Genomic DNA, 18,829 nt, shown 5'->3' on the forward strand with positions numbered 1-18,829 from the left:
GAAGTACCGATCACGGTGACCGATGATCGCGGTGCGACCGATACCACCACGTTGACCATTACCGTGGTAGGCACCAATGATGCACCGGTGGCACAAGCGGCAGTGGGAATTGTTGCCGAAGATGCACGGATTACCGGCAATATTACCGCCACCGATGTGGATTTACCGGCGGATGCAACGCTGACCTTCAGCACCGACTCGACCGTGGACGGGCTGACCCTCAATGCCGACGGCAGTTACAGCTTTGATGCTTCCGGCTATGATGCGCTGGGAGCCGGTCAGCAACAGGTGATTGAAGTACCGATCACGGTGACGGATGATCGCGGTGCGACCGATACCACCACGTTAACCATTACCGTGGTGGGCAGCAATGATGCACCGGTAGCACAAGCGGCAGTGGGAATTGTTGCCGAAGATGCACGGATTACCGGCAATATTACCGCCACCGATGTGGATTTACCGGCGGATGCAACGCTGACCTTCAGTACCGAATCCACCGTGGACGGCCTGACGCTGAACGCTGACGGCAGTTACAGCTTTGATGCCTCCGGTTATGACGCGCTGGGAGCCGGTCAGCAACAGGTGATTGAAGTACCGATCACGGTGACGGATGATCGCGGTGCGACCGATACCACCACGTTAACCATTACCGTGGTGGGCACCAATGATGCACCGGTGGCACAAGCGGCAGTGGGAATTGTTGCCGAAGATGCACGGATTACCGGCAATATTACCGCCACCGATGTGGATTTACCGGTGGATGCCAGTCTGACCTTCAGCACCGAATCGACCGTGGACGGCCTGACGCTGAACGCTGACGGCAGTTACAGCTTTGATGCCTCCGGTTATGACGCGCTGGGAGCCGGTCAGCAACAGGTCATCGAAGTACCGATCACGGTGACCGATGATCGCGGTGCGACCGATACCACCACGCTGACCATTACCGTGGTGGGCAGCAATGATGCGCCGGTGGCACAAGCGGCAGTGGGAATTGTTGCCGAAGATGCACGGATTACCGGCAATATTACCGCCACCGATGTGGATTTACCGGCGGATGCAACGCTGACCTTCAGCACCGAATCCACCGTGGACGGCCTGACCCTTAATGCGGACGGCAGTTACAGCTTTGATGCCTCCGGTTATGACGCGCTGGGAGCCGGTCAGCAACAGGTGATTGAAGTACCGATCACGGTGACGGATGATCGCGGTGCGACCGATACCACCACGTTAACCATTACCGTGGTGGGCAGCAATGATGCACCGGTAGCACAAGCGGCAGTGGGAATTGTTGCCGAAGATGCACGGATTACCGGCAATATTACCGCCACCGATGTGGATTTACCGGCCGATGCAACGCTGACCTTCAGTACCGACTCGACCGTGGACGGGCTGACCCTCAATGCCGACGGCAGTTACAGCTTTGATGCTTCCGGCTATGATGCGCTGGGAGCCGGTCAGCAACAGGTGATTGAAGTACCGATCACGGTGACGGATGATCGCGGTGCGACTGCGAACACCACGCTGACCATTACGGTGACCGGTACCAATGATGCACCTGTTATCGCTTTAGAGGATTCGGCCAAGCAGGTTTCTATTTCTGAAGAAGGGCTCGCTCATGGTAACCCAGATACCACCGGTTCCCATGATACAACCAATGCCAGACAAGCTTCCGGATCGTTTTCTGTATCCGATCCGGACTCATCAAGTGTGACAATGTCACTTGTTGCACCAACCACACCGTTGTATAGCCATGGTATCGCAATCATCTGGGCGTTGCTGGAAGATGGTTCGTTGGTGGGGCAGGCAAATGGTGAAACAGTGATGACAATTAGCCTTTCCGATGAAGGAAATGGTGATTATTCATATACAGTTCATATGCAAGGTTCAGTCGATCATCCTGATTCTTCAGGTGAGGATGCGCTACAAGTCGAGTTCGGTATCTCCGCGAATGATGGTCAAACGGTTTCAACCCAATCGGTTTTGGTCTCAATTGAAGATGATTCACCGGATTCACATACAACAAATGTTGTGGTTGAAGCCGATGATACGCCTTTTAATTTTTCTGTTACCGGCACAACAGTAACATTGGGGAATTCTGTTTTCGATAATGGTGACTGGCATACCCAGCAAACTGATACGAGAGTTGCATGGGGAACTTCAGGTGCATGGGATACGAGTTATTCATCTTATCAGGTCTCACCAGCACAACAGGGACCAAATGGTTATACAGAAGGACAACCATTTGAACTGGCAACATTAGTACATCAGAATGGTTCGGTCTTAAGCTATGAATCAACATTGGATAGTACGGTATTAACAATTGTCACACAGGTGACTATTAATGGTGTAGCGCAGTCGGTCACATTACATTTGAATGTCGATCATGATGAAACTTCTAATAATAGTCAGGTCGATGGTGATTCAATTACGTTGACGACCGATTATGTTGATGTCGAGATCGATGGTGTGATGTATCGGCTGGATATTGAAGGCTTTAAGAAAGAAGACGGCACGATTTCTAAAACAGTTGTGACACCTGAGGGTGATACAGAAACTTATACACTTGTTGCGAGTCTGAATTACCATCCTGATTCTCACCCTGATCAAGTCGTTACAGGGACAATCGACTATGATGCGGGTGCCGATGGCATGGCTTCAGTCGAATGGGAAGCCGGGACTGAACATAATGGTGCCACCGTGATCCATGGAGAATACGGTACACTGACGGTTTATGCCGATGGTCATTATACTTATGACGTAAATGAAGATGCGTTGGCTACATTGGATGAAGGAACAACAGCGACAGATTCATTTAATTACGTAGTAACGGATAATGATGGTGACAGCGCAGCCAGCTCACTGAATTTTGAAGTTTCCGGGAATTCGGCTCCACCGTTGAGTACCGGCCTTCACGGGGAGTTTTATAACTATCAGGAAGGTTGGTCTAATCACTGGAATAATGTTGATAGCCTTGCTGATGCATTGGCGATTATCCGGAATCAGGATCCGAATGCTGAGTTTACTTCCACAAAAGTGGATTACCAGAGTGATCTACTTGCCTATAATTTAGGCAGTTATGATACAGCCTACTGGTTGAATGGTCGTACAAATCTTGAAGAATGGCTGGAAGATACCGGTGATGATCGCTCGGTTATTTTCAACAATAAGGAGAATTCATCAGATGCTGTTATCCGTTTAACCGGGGGCGTTGCGCTCGATAGTGGTACTTATTCAATCAAGGTCACCGCTGATGATGGTTATCAAATTAAGATTAATGGTGTAGTTGTTGCTGAATACGATGGGATTCAGTCGGCAACAACCGATACATTTACCTTTACCGTTGATGGTTCCGGATATCAGACTGTTGAAATTGTCTATTGGGATCAAGGTGGAGCTCACCAACTCACTGTTGCTTTGGCTGATGTGACAGATGGTGTGACGGGCGATTATTCCGTACTGGGTAGCGATGCTTATCCGACTGTAAATGGTGATGTAACGGCTGCCGGTTCTGTGGATGTGATTACTGACCATGAAGCAATGGCGGCGAGTTATGAAGATCGAATCGCTCAATTCGAAGCCGGTGACTATTGGCAAATCGATGGTGATCATAAAGACAATCACTTAGTCGGTTCATCGGGCGATGACCATATTGACGGTCATGGTGATGATGACTGGATTGATGGGGGGCTCGGTGGTGCGGATTGGTTACAGGGTGGTCATGGCGATGATACTCTTGTGAGTAGTTATGGCAACGAAGGTGACTTACTGGACGGCGGAGATAATGGGGATCATCTGTATGGTCGGGATGGCAATGATATTCTGATTGGTGGTTCGGGTGAAGATTATCTCTCTGGCGGTGCAGGTAATGATATCTTGATTGGCGGCTCGCTCGATGACCATCATGCAGATGGTTCTGATCTGTTGATTGGTGGTGCCGGTAAAGACCTGTTTGTTCTGGATTCTTCCTCGGTCGATAAGATTCAGGATTTCCATACCGGTGAGGATGCGATTGACTTATCGAATCTGTTAGCTGACGTTTTAGATAATCAGAGTAATGATGCCATTCAGCAATACTTGGATCAAAATGTTGAAGTGACATCTGAACATGGACAAACTCATCTGAGTATTAACAATGTCAATGTGGCTGATTTTGGTCATGACTCCAGTTTTGATGCGAACAGTGCAATTGCGGTGATTATTAATGACCATGAGTTCTCAGTGAAATATCACAATTCATGACAAATCGCATTTTTGCGGAGCAATAGAATAAAGCCAGTGTAGTGTGCCTATGCTGGCTTTTTTATCGGAATTATTTGGTCATCAAGTAACTGAATAATCTATTTTTTTCTTCAGGCGTAAGGTTTTTTATCCGCTGAATATTATGCTCGGGAATCAATTCGGGTTGAGGGTAGTGTGTCAGGACTTTCTCGATACTTTCTTCACGGATGAGATGGTAGATCGGATAAGGTGATTTGTTGGTGAGGTTGTCATCGTCTTCAGGATGATTCCCGGCAAAGCAATAGTTTGGGTGGAACGTAGCGACTTGATAAATGCCTTCCCACTGATGTTGTATGATCAGGGCATCGATCCAGTCAATAAACTGATTGTAGTCATCAAATGACGAAAGAAAATAAGGAACCACAACCAGTGTTGTTTCCAGCCGTTCAGGTGGTGTTGACTCCAGTTCAAGCAACTGCTGATAAATATCTTCCAATAATGGTTCTTCTTGTCGGGCTTGGCTGATATATATTTTGATCTGTTTCTTTTTATGCGGTTTAGCCGCGAAAGGACATAAGTTCAGGCCGATGACGACTTGAGTCAGCCATTGTTCGACCATTTGATGAATCAATGTATGCTCTGATTGAGAGTTCATAATGCAAAGTCGCTGCGTATAGGAAAAATTGCAGGCAGAATAGCATGAAATCTAGATCGAGTTGGTATGTTGTTGTGCTTGGTAAGTATCAAACTCTTTCAATCGCCAACACAAAGTCAATAAGAATAAGTAAATGACAGTTCCGCCAGCCACGACAGTATGCCAGCCACCATACTGCCAGCAAGCAATCAGAAAGAACCCGCCAAGGCTTCCCCCCAAATAATAATGGACTAGATAAAGTGCTGTGGCTGTTGCTTTGGCCTGTTTGGCATGTTGGCTCACCCATGCGTATGCCAAGGTATGACTGAAGAAAGCGCCGGAACTGATACAGATTAAAGCAATGATGATCATCGGGAGTGATTCAATCATGGCAAGCCACATGCCGGATAGACTGAGACATGTTCCGGCAATCAGGCCGGTAACCGTGTTGTGGTGTCTGAGCCAGCGGGATGCCAGACGTGAACTTAGTGTGCCACCCAGATAACAGATGAATATCAGGGATGCGAATCCGACAGGGATTGAATAGGGGGCAGACACCAAACGAAACCCCATCACGGTATACAAATTGACAAACAGGGCAAAGTTCGCCCCGCCAAATAACATTGCCAGCCATAACTTACGTTGACGAAGGTGCATCAATACGGAGCGTTGATGTTGTAAAAATTGTCCCTTACGAGGGGTAAAATGCTGCTGTGGCGGAAGTCGGAAATAAACATATAATACGCCGGCAATACTCAAAACACTGACCACAGCGACCGCTGTTTCCCAGTTGAACAGATCGGTGAGATTTCCGCCGAGAATCCGTCCACAGATCCCACCTAATGAATTCGCAGCAATATAGCCACCAATTGCTGCTTGAAAAGCCTGCGGTGAAAATTCTTCAACCATGTAGGCAACAGCAACGGAAGCAAAAGCGGCAATTGCCACACCGGTAAGTGCGCGTGCTGTCACAAGGATCCACCATGTCGGATGTAACAGCAGGATAAAACCGAGTAACGGCAGCGTCAGTAAGCCAATCATCATGATTTTTCGGCGTCCGAATGCTTCTGAGCAGATTGCCCAAGGCACTAAAGTGACCGATAAAGCGAGTGTTGATGCTGCGAAGAGCCAGTTCACTTTTGTTTCAGATAGCTGATAGACCTCAGCCATGTGGGGGAGAATAGGCTGAAAAAGATATAAGTTACAGAAGACAATGAAAGCACCGAGCGCTAATCCAAAAGAAACCTGACGATATTGAGGGGTATCACGTTCGATCATTCATTTGTCCTGCTATTTATCCTGTGACCAACGTAACATTAGTATCTTAATTAATAAAATATATTAAAAATATTGTTGCTATATAATTTGTATATTCATGGAAGTTCGTCAACTGAAACATTTCACCACGATTGTCCAATCCGGGAGTTTTACCGCAGCGGCTCGATCACTACATATTGCCCAGTCAGCATTGAGCATCTCAATTAAGAAGTTTGAGCAGCAGTTGGGGGTTCGTCTGCTCAAAAGAGATGAGCGCAAAGTGAGTATGACCGATGAAGGTAAAGTGTTGTATGAATACGCCCAACGTATATTACAACAGGTTGATGATGCGCATCTGGCGATGGATGAGCTGAAGGGGCTGGTGAAAGGTGAAGTTCGTTTGGGAACACCGAGTATGACGGGGTCTTATTTTTTTCCTGAAATTGTCATGGCTTTTAAAAGTCACTATCCGAATTTGAAAATGACGGTGGTGGAGGCCGGTGGTCAGTCAATCCGGAATATGCTGTTGACCGGAGAACTGGATATCGGGGTGATTTTGAACCGAGACATCCCCGAAGGACTGAGTGTTGATCCATTACTGACATCACAGATGGTCGCAGTTGTCAGTCAACATCATGAACTGGCCGGTGCTGCTCACCTCAGTCTGGATACCTTTTTACAACATGAATTGGTTACGTTTCAACCGGGGTATTATCATCGTGAATTTATTGAGCAAGCCTGTCAGGCCCATGATTTCCATGCTCAGATTTCATTTGAAACCAATCTGTTACCGATGATTTTGAGGATTGTAAAACGTGAATATGCAATCAGTGCATTACTTGAGTTGGTGACGGAACAAGAACCGAGCGTTCGTGCAATTCCTTTTGATCCTCCTGTGCCGGTCAATTTAGCATTAGCATGGCGCAATGATGGTTATCTGTCTTATGCAAATCAGGCATTTATCCATTTTGTGAAAAATCATGTATCTTGAGATAAAGCCAATATAAAAGAGTAAAATGATAGTCAGAACAATGTCTATGCGTTGAAATCGTGCTAGGTTTAAAGAAATTCGTTTCAGACTGAACTTAATATCAGGGAGGTTGAAATGGATCCTGACATGTATCTGCCGTGCCAGCCTTACTGGTTATGCCGGTCTTTGATGTATACATTCTATGTTGTAATGGCGGGTGCCGTGCTTTGGCTGATTATTCTCGTCATTCGTGAATATGTTCGGATTAAGAGTCGTGCGAAATATGTTCAGGAGCAGCGCAAATTGCATTACAAAGAAAGGCATCGATTAAAATCTGAACGTGTGATCAAACGTGCCAAACGACCCAAAAGGCGAAGATAATCTGTGGTTGGTGCCTGAATGATGATCGGTCCGTTATCCTGAGAGGAGTCTGGTGATGGATATTCAGGTTTTCTTTTATGCTCCGTGTCAACCTGACTGGTTATGCCGGCCTGCTTTGATCGTGATCGGTATTATGCTCGCGATAGGACTGATTTTATTCATTCGGCTGGTGATTCGGGAATATTTGCGAATCCACCGCACACAATATGTCTTAAAACGTAGACGTCTCCATTACAAACAACGCCACAAATTAAAACCATATCATCCAATGCGTTGGCCGCGAACGCCGCGTGATTAACACCAGCAAGACATCACCAGAAAAAACAGCTTTCAATCAAGTTGACGTTGAAATGCCAATGATTGTTCCGTTGTCCCGAAATCTTGAACAAAAGTAGCGAGGCGTGTTCTGGCAACGGAGAGTTGACGGGCTTTAATTGCCATTTCAATGAGATAAAACTGAGACTGAAACCGTTTTGGATCATGAGCCAGAGCCTGCAAAAACAATCGTTTGGCTTGTATATCATTCCCGGATTTAAGTGCGCAAAGTGCAGCATTTTCGTAACTGGCTGCAATCTGAGGGTAGTTTTTTCTCGAGTATATTTGCGCGAAATAGTGCAATGCCTGTTCGGTATTCCCTTGTCTGCACAAAAACGTCCCATAGTTGTTGTATACGTCCGGATGATTCGGATGCTCGTTCAATGCCTGTATATATTGCCGTTTCGCTTGGGCTGTTTCACCAACCGTTTCATAGTAATAGGCTCGCGCAAGTTGCAATCGGATATAATGTGGGGCGATTTCGGCCGCTTGTATTAGGTTGATCAGGGCTTTTTGAGGTTCATGGCGTTGAAGGTAGGCAAGACTCAGTGTAATTCTGGCATCCGCAACCCGGTTATGTTCAGAAATTGAGGGCGCCGTATGGCTACAACCAGAAATGACAAGCCACCATCCTAGCATTAATCGACGTATCACAAGACCTCCGCTCAATCACACGTTTGTTTATCTGGTGAATGATAAAGTGATTTTACGGGGAGGAAATATGGCAGCGTATATCTTGCGACGCAGATAAAAAAGAGGGCCTTGACTCAGGCCGCTCTTGAATCAGATAACCTTATACTAGTCGTCTTTGGTAAACTTATCTTCACTAAAATGTTCCAGATCATAAGGTGTCTGCTGGTAAACACAGTAGTTCAGCCAGTTTGAAAACAGCAGGTGTCCGTGGCTGCGCCAGCTGGCGATGGGTTGATTGTCGGGGTTGTCATTCTGGTAATAGTTCACCGGAATGGTTGGCTCCAAGCCTTCACCCAGATCCCGAATGTACTCACCATGCAGTGTAAAAGCATCATATTCAGGATGACCGGTGACAAACACATGACGTTTATCCGGGCTGGTTGCCAGATACATTCCCGCATCTTCTGAAGTGGCAAGGATATCGAGGCTGGTATTTTCCCGAATATACTCAACAGGAAAATCAGCATATCTGGAATGAGGGGCGAGAAAAGAGTCATCAAATCCCCGAATCAAAGGGTGAAAATCTTTCTGGAGAGAATGGGTATAAACCCCGGAAAGTTTCTCTTTACGTGTCAGCTTCGGTAATCCGTAGAGGATATTGAGCCCTGCCTGCACAGCCCAACAAACGTACAAAGTGGAGGTTACATGATCTCTGGCCCATTGGATGATGGACTCCAGATGCTGCCAGTAGACGACATCTTCAAAAGCAACCAACCCTAGCGGGGCGCCTGTTATAATTAATCCGTCAAAGTAACGGTCTTTCACCATTTCAAATTGCCGATAGAACGTATCTAAATGTTCTTCGGGCGTGTTACGGCTCGGACGGTTATCGATTCGTAATAGTTCAACATCTACCTGGAGTGGGCTGTTAGAAAGCAGACGTAAAAACTGAGTTTCAGTCTCAATTTTTTTAGGCATCAGATTCAGTATCAGCACTTTGAGTGGTCTGATTTCTTGCGTAGAAGCTCGAGATTCATGCATGACAAAAATGTTCTCATGGAGAAGAACATCAGTTGCTGGAAGTTGATCAGGAATCTTTATCGGCACAATTTACTCTCACAATCAATCTATCTGGACGTCTATACATCTAAACTTAACTGAATCGATCACCGATGTCGAGAAAAATAAAACACGCATATGAAAGGATATCTTACGCTCTCATTTTTGAACAATCCTGTTCGTTTCTACTGGATAATGGAATATCGGCAAATCGAAGACAGAAGTCACGGATGAACACCACAGACAAACGTCAGAGTTGAATGATTAGCTTATCTGTGGTGACAAGAGATGAGATGACAGACAATGGTCAGATTCGAAAACTTGTTTATTTATGAAAACTGGGACAGAAGAAATCAGCGCGCCATATGAGCTTATGCTTGCCTTTCATCGATAATAAAACGTCTTTGCCTTTCATTTGAGGAAATGCAAGCAAAGGAGGTAAATCATCGACATCATTAGCGACGGCTTTCGCTTTATAAGCACGGATACAAGTAAAAGTTGAATCTAAATTGTCTACCAGCATCTCATGGGATAAACAAATACCTAGCTCATCACGTCTCATTGTATGTTCCTTCTATTTTTGCTCTTCCAATTTTTCCAATGGTGTACCACATACTGTTCGGATGACTTTAAATTATAGGAAATAGTTTCAACACCTTCGTATAAAAAGTATACAATCTATATGGCAACACCAATGAAATAAGTCATCATTTCCTTGTGATCTTTGCCAAAAATCATGATGAAATTTTTAAAGTTGTTTTCGTGATAACAGCCTCTTGTGTCTGTTGCACGTTTGAGTAAATTAGCTAATGATACTGACGCTGACTTAGCTGATGAATTTATTGTTATTTTTCCGAAATCCTGACAATATGAAAGATGAAAGTTTTATGAGATCGGTACACCTCTGATGAAGAGATACTTTTGTTTGAGATGAAACAATAAGATACTGGTCATATTCTTTCGCTCATTCACCGATAAAATAGCGATACTCGGGTAGATAAGATCTACAATAACAATGTTAAAGTTGCTGTTTTTACAGCCCGGATCAATCCAGAATAGAAGTAGAGCAGTATGAGTCATCCAACTAGTACGATCTTGACAGAAAGTGGTACCAATGAACTTGAGATTATCGAGTTTCATATAGAAAAACGCTTACCTAACGGTGGCACCAAAACTTGTTACTATGGTATTAACGTTGCAAAAGTCCGGGAAGTGATTCAAGTTCCCGAAACAACCGATTATCCGAATGCCCAGCCGCATATGATCGGTGTGTTTTCTTCCCGGGAAATATTAACTCCGTTGGTTGATCTGGCTGGTTGGCTTGGTATTCCAAAGTCACCGGATGTTGAGAGTAAGTTTGTTATCGTGACCGATTTTAACCGGATGACGAATGGGTTCTTAATCGATAGTGTCAGCCGAATTCATCGTATTTCCTGGAATGATGTTGAATCGCCAAGCCAGTTTCTTGAAGCCGGTGAGCAAGATTGCGTCGTCGCTGTGGTGCGCAAAGAAGGGCACCTGATTATGATTCTGGATTTTGAAAAAATCATTGCTGATATTAACCCTGAATTGAGTATGGAAAAATATGATATCAGAGTGGATAAGAGCATCGACCTGAATCAGAAAATGGTGAGCAAAAGAAATGCGAAGACCGTGATGGTTGTGGATGATTCTGCATTCATTCGTAGCCTGATCCAAGATACGCTCAGCTCCGCTGGTTATAATGTCATTGCTTGTAAGGATGGCGGTGAAGCTTTTGAAAAACTGATGAATATCGAACAAGAAGCAGCGAAAGAAGGTGTTCAGGTCCGGGAGTTGATTGATGCGGTGGTAACCGATGTTGAAATGCCCCGTATGGACGGAATGCATTTGGTGAAGCGGTTGAGAGACAATAATTCGTATCGTGATACCCCCATTGTAATGTTCTCTTCTCTGATGAGTGATGATAACCGTCATAAAGCATTGACACTGGGTGCCAATGATACGATTACCAAACCGGAGATCGGTAGATTGGTGAGCATGATGGATCAGTATATTTTTGAAACAGTGTAACCAAACTCAAAGGTGTATATACAGCTGTTCATTCGATGGCGTGTATTTAATCTGTGTTTAGGTGCATCACCGGGGGGTATTAAACGACGATGCTGAACATCTTTATTATTGTTGTATTGTTAGTCTTGTTCTTTCTTTTTGCGCAGCGCTACATCATTAAAAAAGATGACAGTAAAGAATATAGTTATCGACGATTCGGCCCGCTGCTCAACCCTGCTGAGAGTATATTTTACCGGGCATTAATTGAAGCGGTTGGAGAGCAGGGGGTTGTATTTGCTAAAGTGAATATGGCGCAGTTATTAGTTCCCGCTGGGCTGAAAAAGAAAAAAGATATATTTATTGCCAGCCACAAGATTTCAAAACATAGCTTTCAGTTTGTTGTTTGTGATCCCAGAACATTTGAAGTACGGGCAGTGATTGAGCTCGATAATGGTAAATCATTGAGTAAGACTAAAATCGAGCGTGAAAAACTGCTGTTGAGTGTCTGTCGATCTGCCAATATTCCTCTGATTGGAGCGACCATTAAATATAGTTATCAGGTGAGCCGGCTACGGCGGCTTTTAGCTGCTCATATTGATTTGATTGAAGCGGATAAAGAAGTTCGTTTTTGCAAAAAATGTGGGAGTCCGATGATCATTCGGGTTGCAACACAAGGTGATTATAAGGGGCGGCGATTCTTTACTTGTAGTCGTCAGCCTCACTGTAACTATACAGAGAATTATAATGTTGTTTATGAAGATGATGGCGACGAACGTTAGTAACTATTTAAGAGCTTAAGCTGATTTGTACTGTTCAACATCATCTTCAAGCGATGTTTGTGCGTCTGCCTGACATATCCGCACTTGATTCTTCCCATTTTTTTTCGCTTTATAAAGCTCAATATCTGCCAACTTCAGAATGTCAGATAGGTTATCGCCATTACGGTAGCGACAGATCCCGATGCTTAACGTCAACTGTAAACGTTTGTCACCGAAGTTGAACAGATGATTGCTGATGGTATGGCGAAGCTTCTCACCGATTTTTTTTGCTTCATTCAAGTCTACGTCAAACAAGGTTATGCAGAATTCTTCTCCGCCAATCCGAAAGAGATTTTCATCACCGACGATACGGCTGATAATCAGACTGGTTTCGATCAGCACTTTATCACCGATATCATGACCAAACCGATCATTAATCTGCTTAAAGTAATCGATATCGAGGATCAACAAACTCAGATGCTGTTGTTCTTTTTTAGTACTCGTAAAGCGATGGAATGATGTAGATAGAGATAACCGATTGTGCGCGCCGGTCAGAGAGTCTCTGGAAGCGAGATACATCAGTGAGTTTTCGATATCGGAGCGATTAGATTCATAAAGGTGCGACACAATCCAAATGCCGATATAGCAGAGCACCAGATTAAACATGCTTTCTAACATGCTGTAAGTTTCACTCTGATTCAGCTTCATAATGATTATCGCTGATTGAATTGCCAAAAACAGGCCACTGGTATACATACCGTGTTTGATGCCGAGTAATAAGTACAACACGATCGGTGCCAGGCAGCTCCAGACAAACAACCCCTGTGCTATGGGTTGAAAGTATGTTCCGACCAACAACATAAACATCAGATAATAGGCGTAATAGAGGATATACCGCTTGGGATACCGTTTTTGTTTGAGTTGGGTATAAATCAAATAAGAATAGGCAGACAGAATACACTCAACAAAGGCTAAAAATAGTTCGCTGCGATGAATAACATGGAAGAGAGCAAAGAACAATGCTATCAACGATAAAAATAGACTGATACCGGAAAGCACAGAAGTTCTGAGCAAGTATGATTTATTAGGTAATCGATCATCCATTTTAAGAGCGTTCTGCATATGTTCTAGCCGATTGACGTATGTTACGCAATCATTGTAATACTTCAACTAGTTTTTTGGGTTAATGTCACAAAATTGGACTCATGTTACAATTTACTTCCGTGTAATAAAGAGATGATATTTAGATGAAGAATGATTCTGATTGCACAAAAAAAATCCATATTGGTGAACTTAAAGGCAATCGATTCATTTTCAGGGAAATTTTTCTTGCACAACGTGAAGACTGTCGTTAATATCCTCCCCGTTCTTGATTGATGCGTCCGTAGCTCAGTTGGTTAGAGTATCGCCTTGACATGGCGGGGGTCGGTGGTTCGAGTCCACTCGGACGCACCATTACAAGAAAACATCATTATGCGTCTGTAGCTCAGTTGGTTAGAGTATCGCCTTGACATGGCGGGGGTCGGTGGTTCGAGTCCACTCAGACGCACCATATCTGCATTATATTTATTCAAAAAATTTTCCTGCTATACTCATACCTCTCTGTTTTCAGCACCTGCTATCACATTATCACCTGTCATATATTTTTGCTTTCGCACTAAATCACGAAGATGCATCACATAAGTTTGCTCACCTAAAACAAGTTTGCTCACCCAAAACGTAGCTCGTTGCGGTGACTGTCGTTTCGCTGACGTAAAAGTGCGGCCGAAGGAATGACAGTCGGTCTCTGAAATTGAGATATTTGTCACTCAGAATTTGAGACGACAGTATTTTTCCTCTGTTTACATCTCAAATACAACAAATGAACAATAGTCAGTGAAGCGTGTATTTGTAAATAAAAAACAAAAAATAAGAGTTAATAGGAACTATCAGGCAGATAATGGTGTTATTTTATTACATTTTATTAAAAAGAAAGCCAATGATAGAACCATTCAATGGATGAGATAGAATTATCCTATTTCTCTGGTGATTATTTTTATTGATAATATGATTGTTAATATTACGGAATATTATCATTTGGTCTTTTAGCGATAGTACCAGTCAGGATTCACTCAATCATTTTTTTATTTGAAGTAATCCTGTGCATTTGAAGGGATTGTTACCTCAATAGGGCAATACTCAGATTGTGTTAAGCAATGTGATCAGGAATTTATTTAAACTCCTGTCAGGCTTGAACATTTTCGAGTGTTGCCTTTTTTTGTTTGTAAAAAATATTAATGATGATCCTAAAACACACATGCTGCTGGTTTCTTAAAGTAATGGCATGTGCATAGCCAATTATATTTTATTAAATGTCGGCATAGTTCTTAATCGAAAATATGTGTCAATGGAGTTTTTCATGAAGAAAACAATATTAGCGACGCTCGTGACGAGTAGTATTTTTTGTCACGCGATCCCTGCAAATGCTACAGCGATATCCACGAATGAACCCGTGAAGAAGCCCAATGTTGTCGTATTATATCTGGATGATGCAGGGTTTTCTGATATCAGTGCCAATGGCGGAAAAGTAACGACTCCGAAGCTGGATGAATTTTCCCGGGCCGGTATCAATTTACAAAGCTTTTATACATCTTCATCGGTGAGTTCACCTTCCAGAGCCGGATTATTTACCGGTCGGCTTGGTAATCGGACGGGTATGTGGGGAAAACACATGCATGTATTGCTCGACTTCGATAAGGATGGATTGCCTCAGAGCGAAACGACACTTGCTGATATATTGGATGACAATGGGTACGACACCGCGCTGTTAGGAAAATGGCACTTGGGTGTCGGAGATCATAATCAGTTTACACCCACCCGACATGGTTTTGATGAATGGTATGGCATTCCCGGCTCTAATGATATGTTTTACAACAAATTTGATAATCAAAAGAACATTGGTGCTCTCCATTGTGGTACGCCTGAAGAACGTAAAGCCGCACTTAAAGAACGTGCATCGAAGAAAGCTGATCTGATTGGCAATGATGGGCGGGGCAACCAATCTGCTTTTGACGTGCCTGTATATCACTCTTATAAAAATAACGGAAAATTTGATGATAATATCACTGGGATTATGAATCAAAGTGAGTTCACACAGGATATAACAAACAGAGCCGTCCATTATATAGAAGAGCATAAAGACAATCCGTTCTTCTTATTTGTCTCGTATCCTCAAACCCATGTGCCTTTATTTACCTCTCCCAAATTTAAAGGGGTAACGGATACAGCATATGGGGATGTCATGAAAGAAATCGATGACTCCGCAGGTCGAATTCTCAGTGAGCTACACCAGCAGGGATTAGATGAAGATACTATTGTTATTTTTACATCTGATAATGGGCCATGGCTCGGATATCAGAAGTATGGTGCTTCGGGCTCCGCTTTACCTTACCGTGACGGAAAAGCAACAACTTATGAAGGGGGTGTGCGAGTTCCTGCGATTATTCGGTGGTCAGGTCATATCAAACCGGGTCATTCGAATGAAATGTTCTCTGCTTTAGATTTCTTACCGACATTAACCAAATTGACTCATTCCACGTTACCCAATGTCGATCTGGATGGATTCGATATGTCTCTGATGCTATTGCAAGGTAAAGCGTCCCCAAGGCAAGAAATGCCATATTACTATATGGGCGATTTACAAGCTTTTCGAATGGGAAAATGGAAAATTCATTTCATGACATCCTCACATATGGTTAAGAAAAAACTCGACAAACCAGAACTATACAATTTGGATGAAGATATTTCGGAAAAAAATAATGTCGCAGATAAATATCCGGAAATTGTTGCGAAATTAGCAGCGCAAGCGAATAAATATGATAAATCTATTGGTGGATGGGAAACGCCTCTTTTTGATCTGGATGATCAATATAAAGGGAGTAACTGTAAGTAGTATATGAATATAACAATCATATGATTTTTCTTGATGAGTTTTCTTATGGATAGGAATGAATCTATATGAATCAATGACTGTGAATTGAATCGGATCATTGTTCGTTAAACTCAAATTTGAAATGAAAAGGAATAACCATGAAAGCATTGAAATTTAACCATCCTAAAGTAAAAGCATTATCTTTATGTGTCACCGCAGCATTATCATTTGGTCTGAGTGGGAATTCATTTGCTGCAGAACATGCCAACAGATCACCGACTGATCATCCTAATGTTATTGTGGTTTTAGTCGATGATATGGGGATTGAGGGCATCAGTCATTTTGGCGGAGAATATTACAGCCCCAATGTTGATCAGTTGGCGAGAAGTGGTGTTTCTTTTGATAATGCACATGCAATGCCCCTCAGTTCTCCAACCCGAACTCGTTTGATGACCGGGATCGAAAACCGTAAAAATTATAAAGCTTTTGGTTATCTTGGCCCGGAACAAATAACATTTGGTAATACCTTTAAACAGGCCGGTTACGCCACGGCGATTGCCGGAAAATGGCAATTAAGCGGTAACGGTTTTGATGGGCTGGAAGGTATTACTCCAAGCGGAGCCGGTTTTGAAGAATCATTTGTGTGGTTCCGTAATTCATTATCTGATAAAGGCTCTCGCTATTGGGCACCAACGCTCTTTTATAATGACAAAAAAGCATCATTTGAAGAAGGTTTCGGGCCGGATATGGTCCAAAAATTTGCCAAACATTTTATCAATAAAAACCAAGAGAAACCGTTCTTCTTATACTATCCGATGATGCTGACTCATGATCCATACGTTGTTACGCCTGACAGCATGAATGCGAAAGGGGAAAAGGATAAGTTCTCAGGAATGGTTTCGTATATGGACAAACAGGTCGGTGACTTAGTCAAATATGTGGATAGCAAAGGATTATTAGAGAATACAATTTTCGTGTTCACTGCCGACAATGGTACTTTGAGTAAAATCACCTCCTATCGTAATGGTCATAAAGTTAAAGGTGGTAAAGGTTTCCCTACTTTGAATGGTACACACGTTCCAATGGTTGTTTCTTGGAAAGGTCAAATTCAGCCTAAACAGCATGTCAGCGGGCTATTTGACATTATGGATGTGTATCCAACGATTACCGATTTGGCCGGGATAAAAATTAAGCAAGAGATTGATGGTATCAGTCAGGTTCCCGTGCTGAAAGGGAAGAAAGCGTCTGTCAGAGACTCTATCTTTATGCACTATGCTCCGATGTGGAACCGGAAACCAGCAAGCTTCATTTTTAACCAAGGTTGGAAGCTATATAAAGACGGAAAATTTGTTAAATTGAACCCGGATACGGGTGAAGAAGTGCTGATTAAATCCCAGAATCAAACGAAAGAGTCAGAAAAACAATTTAAACTCCTGAAAACGGCATTTGCTAAAGAAAAAGATACACCATTAGAAAAAGTCACCGCACCATTTTGTAAAGGTCATCAGTCATTGAAACCGGGCGTTGATCCTACGATTGCCGGTTGTGACCGTTCTAAATTAGGGCTGCGTTCAATTACACTGGATTTCCTCGAGTAATCAATAAACCCTCAGTACCATCTTGGCGAATGATTTCGCTGAGATGGTTCTGTTAATGTTGTATATCAGGGATGATGAATGCTTGAATCACATTCATACCGATACATCATGCTCTGTCCTGTTCAAATTTTTCTACAATTTCTTTGGCAATTTCTTTGGCTAAGCTATTCTTCTTTAAATACATAACGCCACCATTGAATTCTGGTAGTTTAAATTCAATTGGCAGTGCTCTTAATTGATAGTCATTCGCTAATTTTTCTAAGTGAGTAGATAAAACGATCAAATATTCCGTATCTTTTACCAGGTTGAGTGAAACGGTGACAGAGTGACTAACACAGTGAACATTTTCTGGATTGACGATATAGTTATATAAATTATCCATCATGGTATACTGACTAAGAAATCTGAGTACAACCCATTTATAGTGAATTAAATCTTCCTGAGTAATACTTGATTTTATAAATAAGGGATGGTCCTTGTTGGCATAAATAGTCGCTTTATTTTTAAATACAGGCAAATAATCAATTTCATCATATTGTATTAACCGATTAGGGATAATTCCCATAGCAATATCACAACTATTTTTGATGAGTTCATCCGGCAGAGAGATTATTTCTGCATTATTAATATTAAATTTTATATGTTGATGTGAGTTGATCACGGTTTTTATTTTTTCGAAAAAATCTGTATGGGTCCAGTTAAACCCACATTTAATCGACAACGTATCTTGTGTATGGTGCTGTAGTTTTTCTGCAACCGAGATTAAACGATCATATGAATGAACGGTTTCAATGGCATTGTTATAGAGGGTTTTTCCTGCTTCGGTCAGTTCAATACCTGTTTTATTTCTAATCAATAAGGTGACACCTAACGCTTGTTCCAGGCGACTAATATTTTGGGTTAATGTTGGTTGAGAGATACCAATGACCTTACTGGCTTTTGTGATGTTCTTGAGATCACCAACGATTTTGAACTGATTGAATAGTTTGAACATGGACTGATACGCTGCCCTCAGTGAGACCCATCATAATATAAAACCATAAGATAGTTCATTCAGGCCAGAAT

Annotated in this window: 14 protein-coding genes and 2 tRNA genes; 9 read left to right on the plus strand and 7 right to left on the minus strand. The window is 42.9% G+C overall.

What is annotated here, in order from left to right:
• Positions 1–4,239: cadherin-like domain-containing protein (locus VR7878_RS01730; protein ID WP_205409401.1), on the plus strand; the 4,239-nt coding region annotated here is incomplete at its 5' end.
• Between the two features lie 70 nt (positions 4,240–4,309).
• Here VR7878_RS01730 and VR7878_RS01735 read toward each other — a convergent pair.
• Together VR7878_RS01735 and VR7878_RS01740 are read right to left on the minus strand one after the other, a co-directional pair.
• Positions 4,310–4,873 carry a DUF1415 domain-containing protein gene (locus tag VR7878_RS01735; protein ID WP_077332851.1) on the minus strand — a complete coding sequence of 188 codons (564 nt, stop codon included), beginning with the start codon at positions 4,871–4,873 and terminating at the stop codon, positions 4,310–4,312.
• 51 nt (positions 4,874–4,924) lie between these two features.
• Positions 4,925–6,130, minus strand: a complete 1,206-nt coding sequence (locus VR7878_RS01740; RefSeq protein WP_077332853.1) for an MFS transporter — start codon at positions 6,128–6,130, stop codon at positions 4,925–4,927.
• Positions 6,131–6,227: 97 nt separating this feature from the next.
• Between VR7878_RS01740 and VR7878_RS01745 the strand changes: the two genes are divergently transcribed.
• Complete coding sequence (locus VR7878_RS01745) at positions 6,228–7,100, plus strand: LysR family transcriptional regulator (protein WP_077332855.1); 873 nt, start codon at positions 6,228–6,230, stop codon at positions 7,098–7,100.
• A gap of 114 nt (positions 7,101–7,214) precedes the next feature.
• Complete coding sequence (locus tag VR7878_RS01750; protein ID WP_077332857.1) at positions 7,215–7,460, plus strand: hypothetical protein; 246 nt, start codon at positions 7,215–7,217, stop codon at positions 7,458–7,460.
• Between the two features lie 330 nt (positions 7,461–7,790).
• Here the strand turns inward: VR7878_RS01750 and pilW are convergent, their stop codons facing one another.
• The 3 genes from pilW to VR7878_RS01770 all read right to left on the minus strand — a co-directional run bounded on the left by pilW (position 7,791) and on the right by VR7878_RS01770 (position 10,029).
• Complete coding sequence (gene pilW, locus VR7878_RS01760) at positions 7,791–8,429, minus strand: type IV pilus biogenesis/stability protein PilW (RefSeq protein ID WP_139343971.1); 639 nt, start codon at positions 8,427–8,429, stop codon at positions 7,791–7,793.
• 144 nt (positions 8,430–8,573) lie between these two features.
• The gene (metA, locus tag VR7878_RS01765; protein ID WP_077332863.1) at positions 8,574–9,515 is read right to left on the minus strand and encodes a homoserine O-acetyltransferase MetA; all 942 of its coding nucleotides are present in this window, start codon (positions 9,513–9,515) and stop codon (positions 8,574–8,576) included.
• A 277-nt stretch (positions 9,516–9,792) separates the two neighbouring features.
• Complete coding sequence (locus VR7878_RS01770; protein WP_077332865.1) at positions 9,793–10,029, minus strand: hypothetical protein; 237 nt, start codon at positions 10,027–10,029, stop codon at positions 9,793–9,795.
• Between the two features lie 509 nt (positions 10,030–10,538).
• Between VR7878_RS01770 and VR7878_RS01775 the strand changes: the two genes are divergently transcribed.
• Both VR7878_RS01775 and VR7878_RS01780 read left to right on the plus strand, forming a co-directional pair.
• Positions 10,539–11,519, plus strand: coding sequence for a chemotaxis protein (locus tag VR7878_RS01775; RefSeq protein ID WP_077332867.1), 981 nt, complete (start codon positions 10,539–10,541; stop codon positions 11,517–11,519).
• 89 nt (positions 11,520–11,608) lie between these two features.
• A complete protein-coding gene (locus VR7878_RS01780) occupies positions 11,609–12,277 on the plus strand; it encodes a DUF2726 domain-containing protein (RefSeq protein WP_077332869.1) in 669 nt (222 codons plus the stop codon).
• A 15-nt stretch (positions 12,278–12,292) separates the two neighbouring features.
• On the opposite strand, the gene VR7878_RS01785 is transcribed toward VR7878_RS01780, so the two are convergent.
• Positions 12,293–13,360: a GGDEF domain-containing protein gene (locus tag VR7878_RS01785; RefSeq protein WP_077332912.1), complete on the minus strand. Its 1,068-nt coding sequence runs from the start codon at positions 13,358–13,360 to the stop codon at positions 12,293–12,295.
• A 274-nt stretch (positions 13,361–13,634) separates the two neighbouring features.
• Between VR7878_RS01785 and VR7878_RS01790 the strand changes: the two genes are divergently transcribed.
• The 4 genes from VR7878_RS01790 (at position 13,635) to VR7878_RS01805 (ending at position 17,764) form a co-directional block, all read left to right on the plus strand.
• A tRNA-Val gene (locus VR7878_RS01790) sits at positions 13,635–13,711 on the plus strand.
• 20 nt (positions 13,712–13,731) lie between these two features.
• A tRNA-Val gene (locus VR7878_RS01795) sits at positions 13,732–13,808 on the plus strand.
• An 846-nt stretch (positions 13,809–14,654) separates the two neighbouring features.
• Positions 14,655–16,187: a sulfatase-like hydrolase/transferase gene (locus VR7878_RS01800; RefSeq protein ID WP_159440414.1), complete on the plus strand. Its 1,533-nt coding sequence runs from the start codon at positions 14,655–14,657 to the stop codon at positions 16,185–16,187.
• A 137-nt stretch (positions 16,188–16,324) separates the two neighbouring features.
• Complete coding sequence (locus VR7878_RS01805) at positions 16,325–17,764, plus strand: sulfatase family protein (protein ID WP_077332873.1); 1,440 nt, start codon at positions 16,325–16,327, stop codon at positions 17,762–17,764.
• A 106-nt stretch (positions 17,765–17,870) separates the two neighbouring features.
• Here VR7878_RS01805 and VR7878_RS01810 read toward each other — a convergent pair whose 3' ends face one another.
• Positions 17,871–18,758, minus strand: coding sequence for a LysR family transcriptional regulator (locus VR7878_RS01810; protein ID WP_077332875.1), 888 nt, complete (start codon positions 18,756–18,758; stop codon positions 17,871–17,873).
• Between the last annotated feature and the right edge of the window lie 71 nt (positions 18,759–18,829).

Source organism: Vibrio ruber DSM 16370, from assembly GCF_900163965.1.
GTDB lineage: Bacteria > Pseudomonadota > Gammaproteobacteria > Enterobacterales > Vibrionaceae > Vibrio > Vibrio ruber.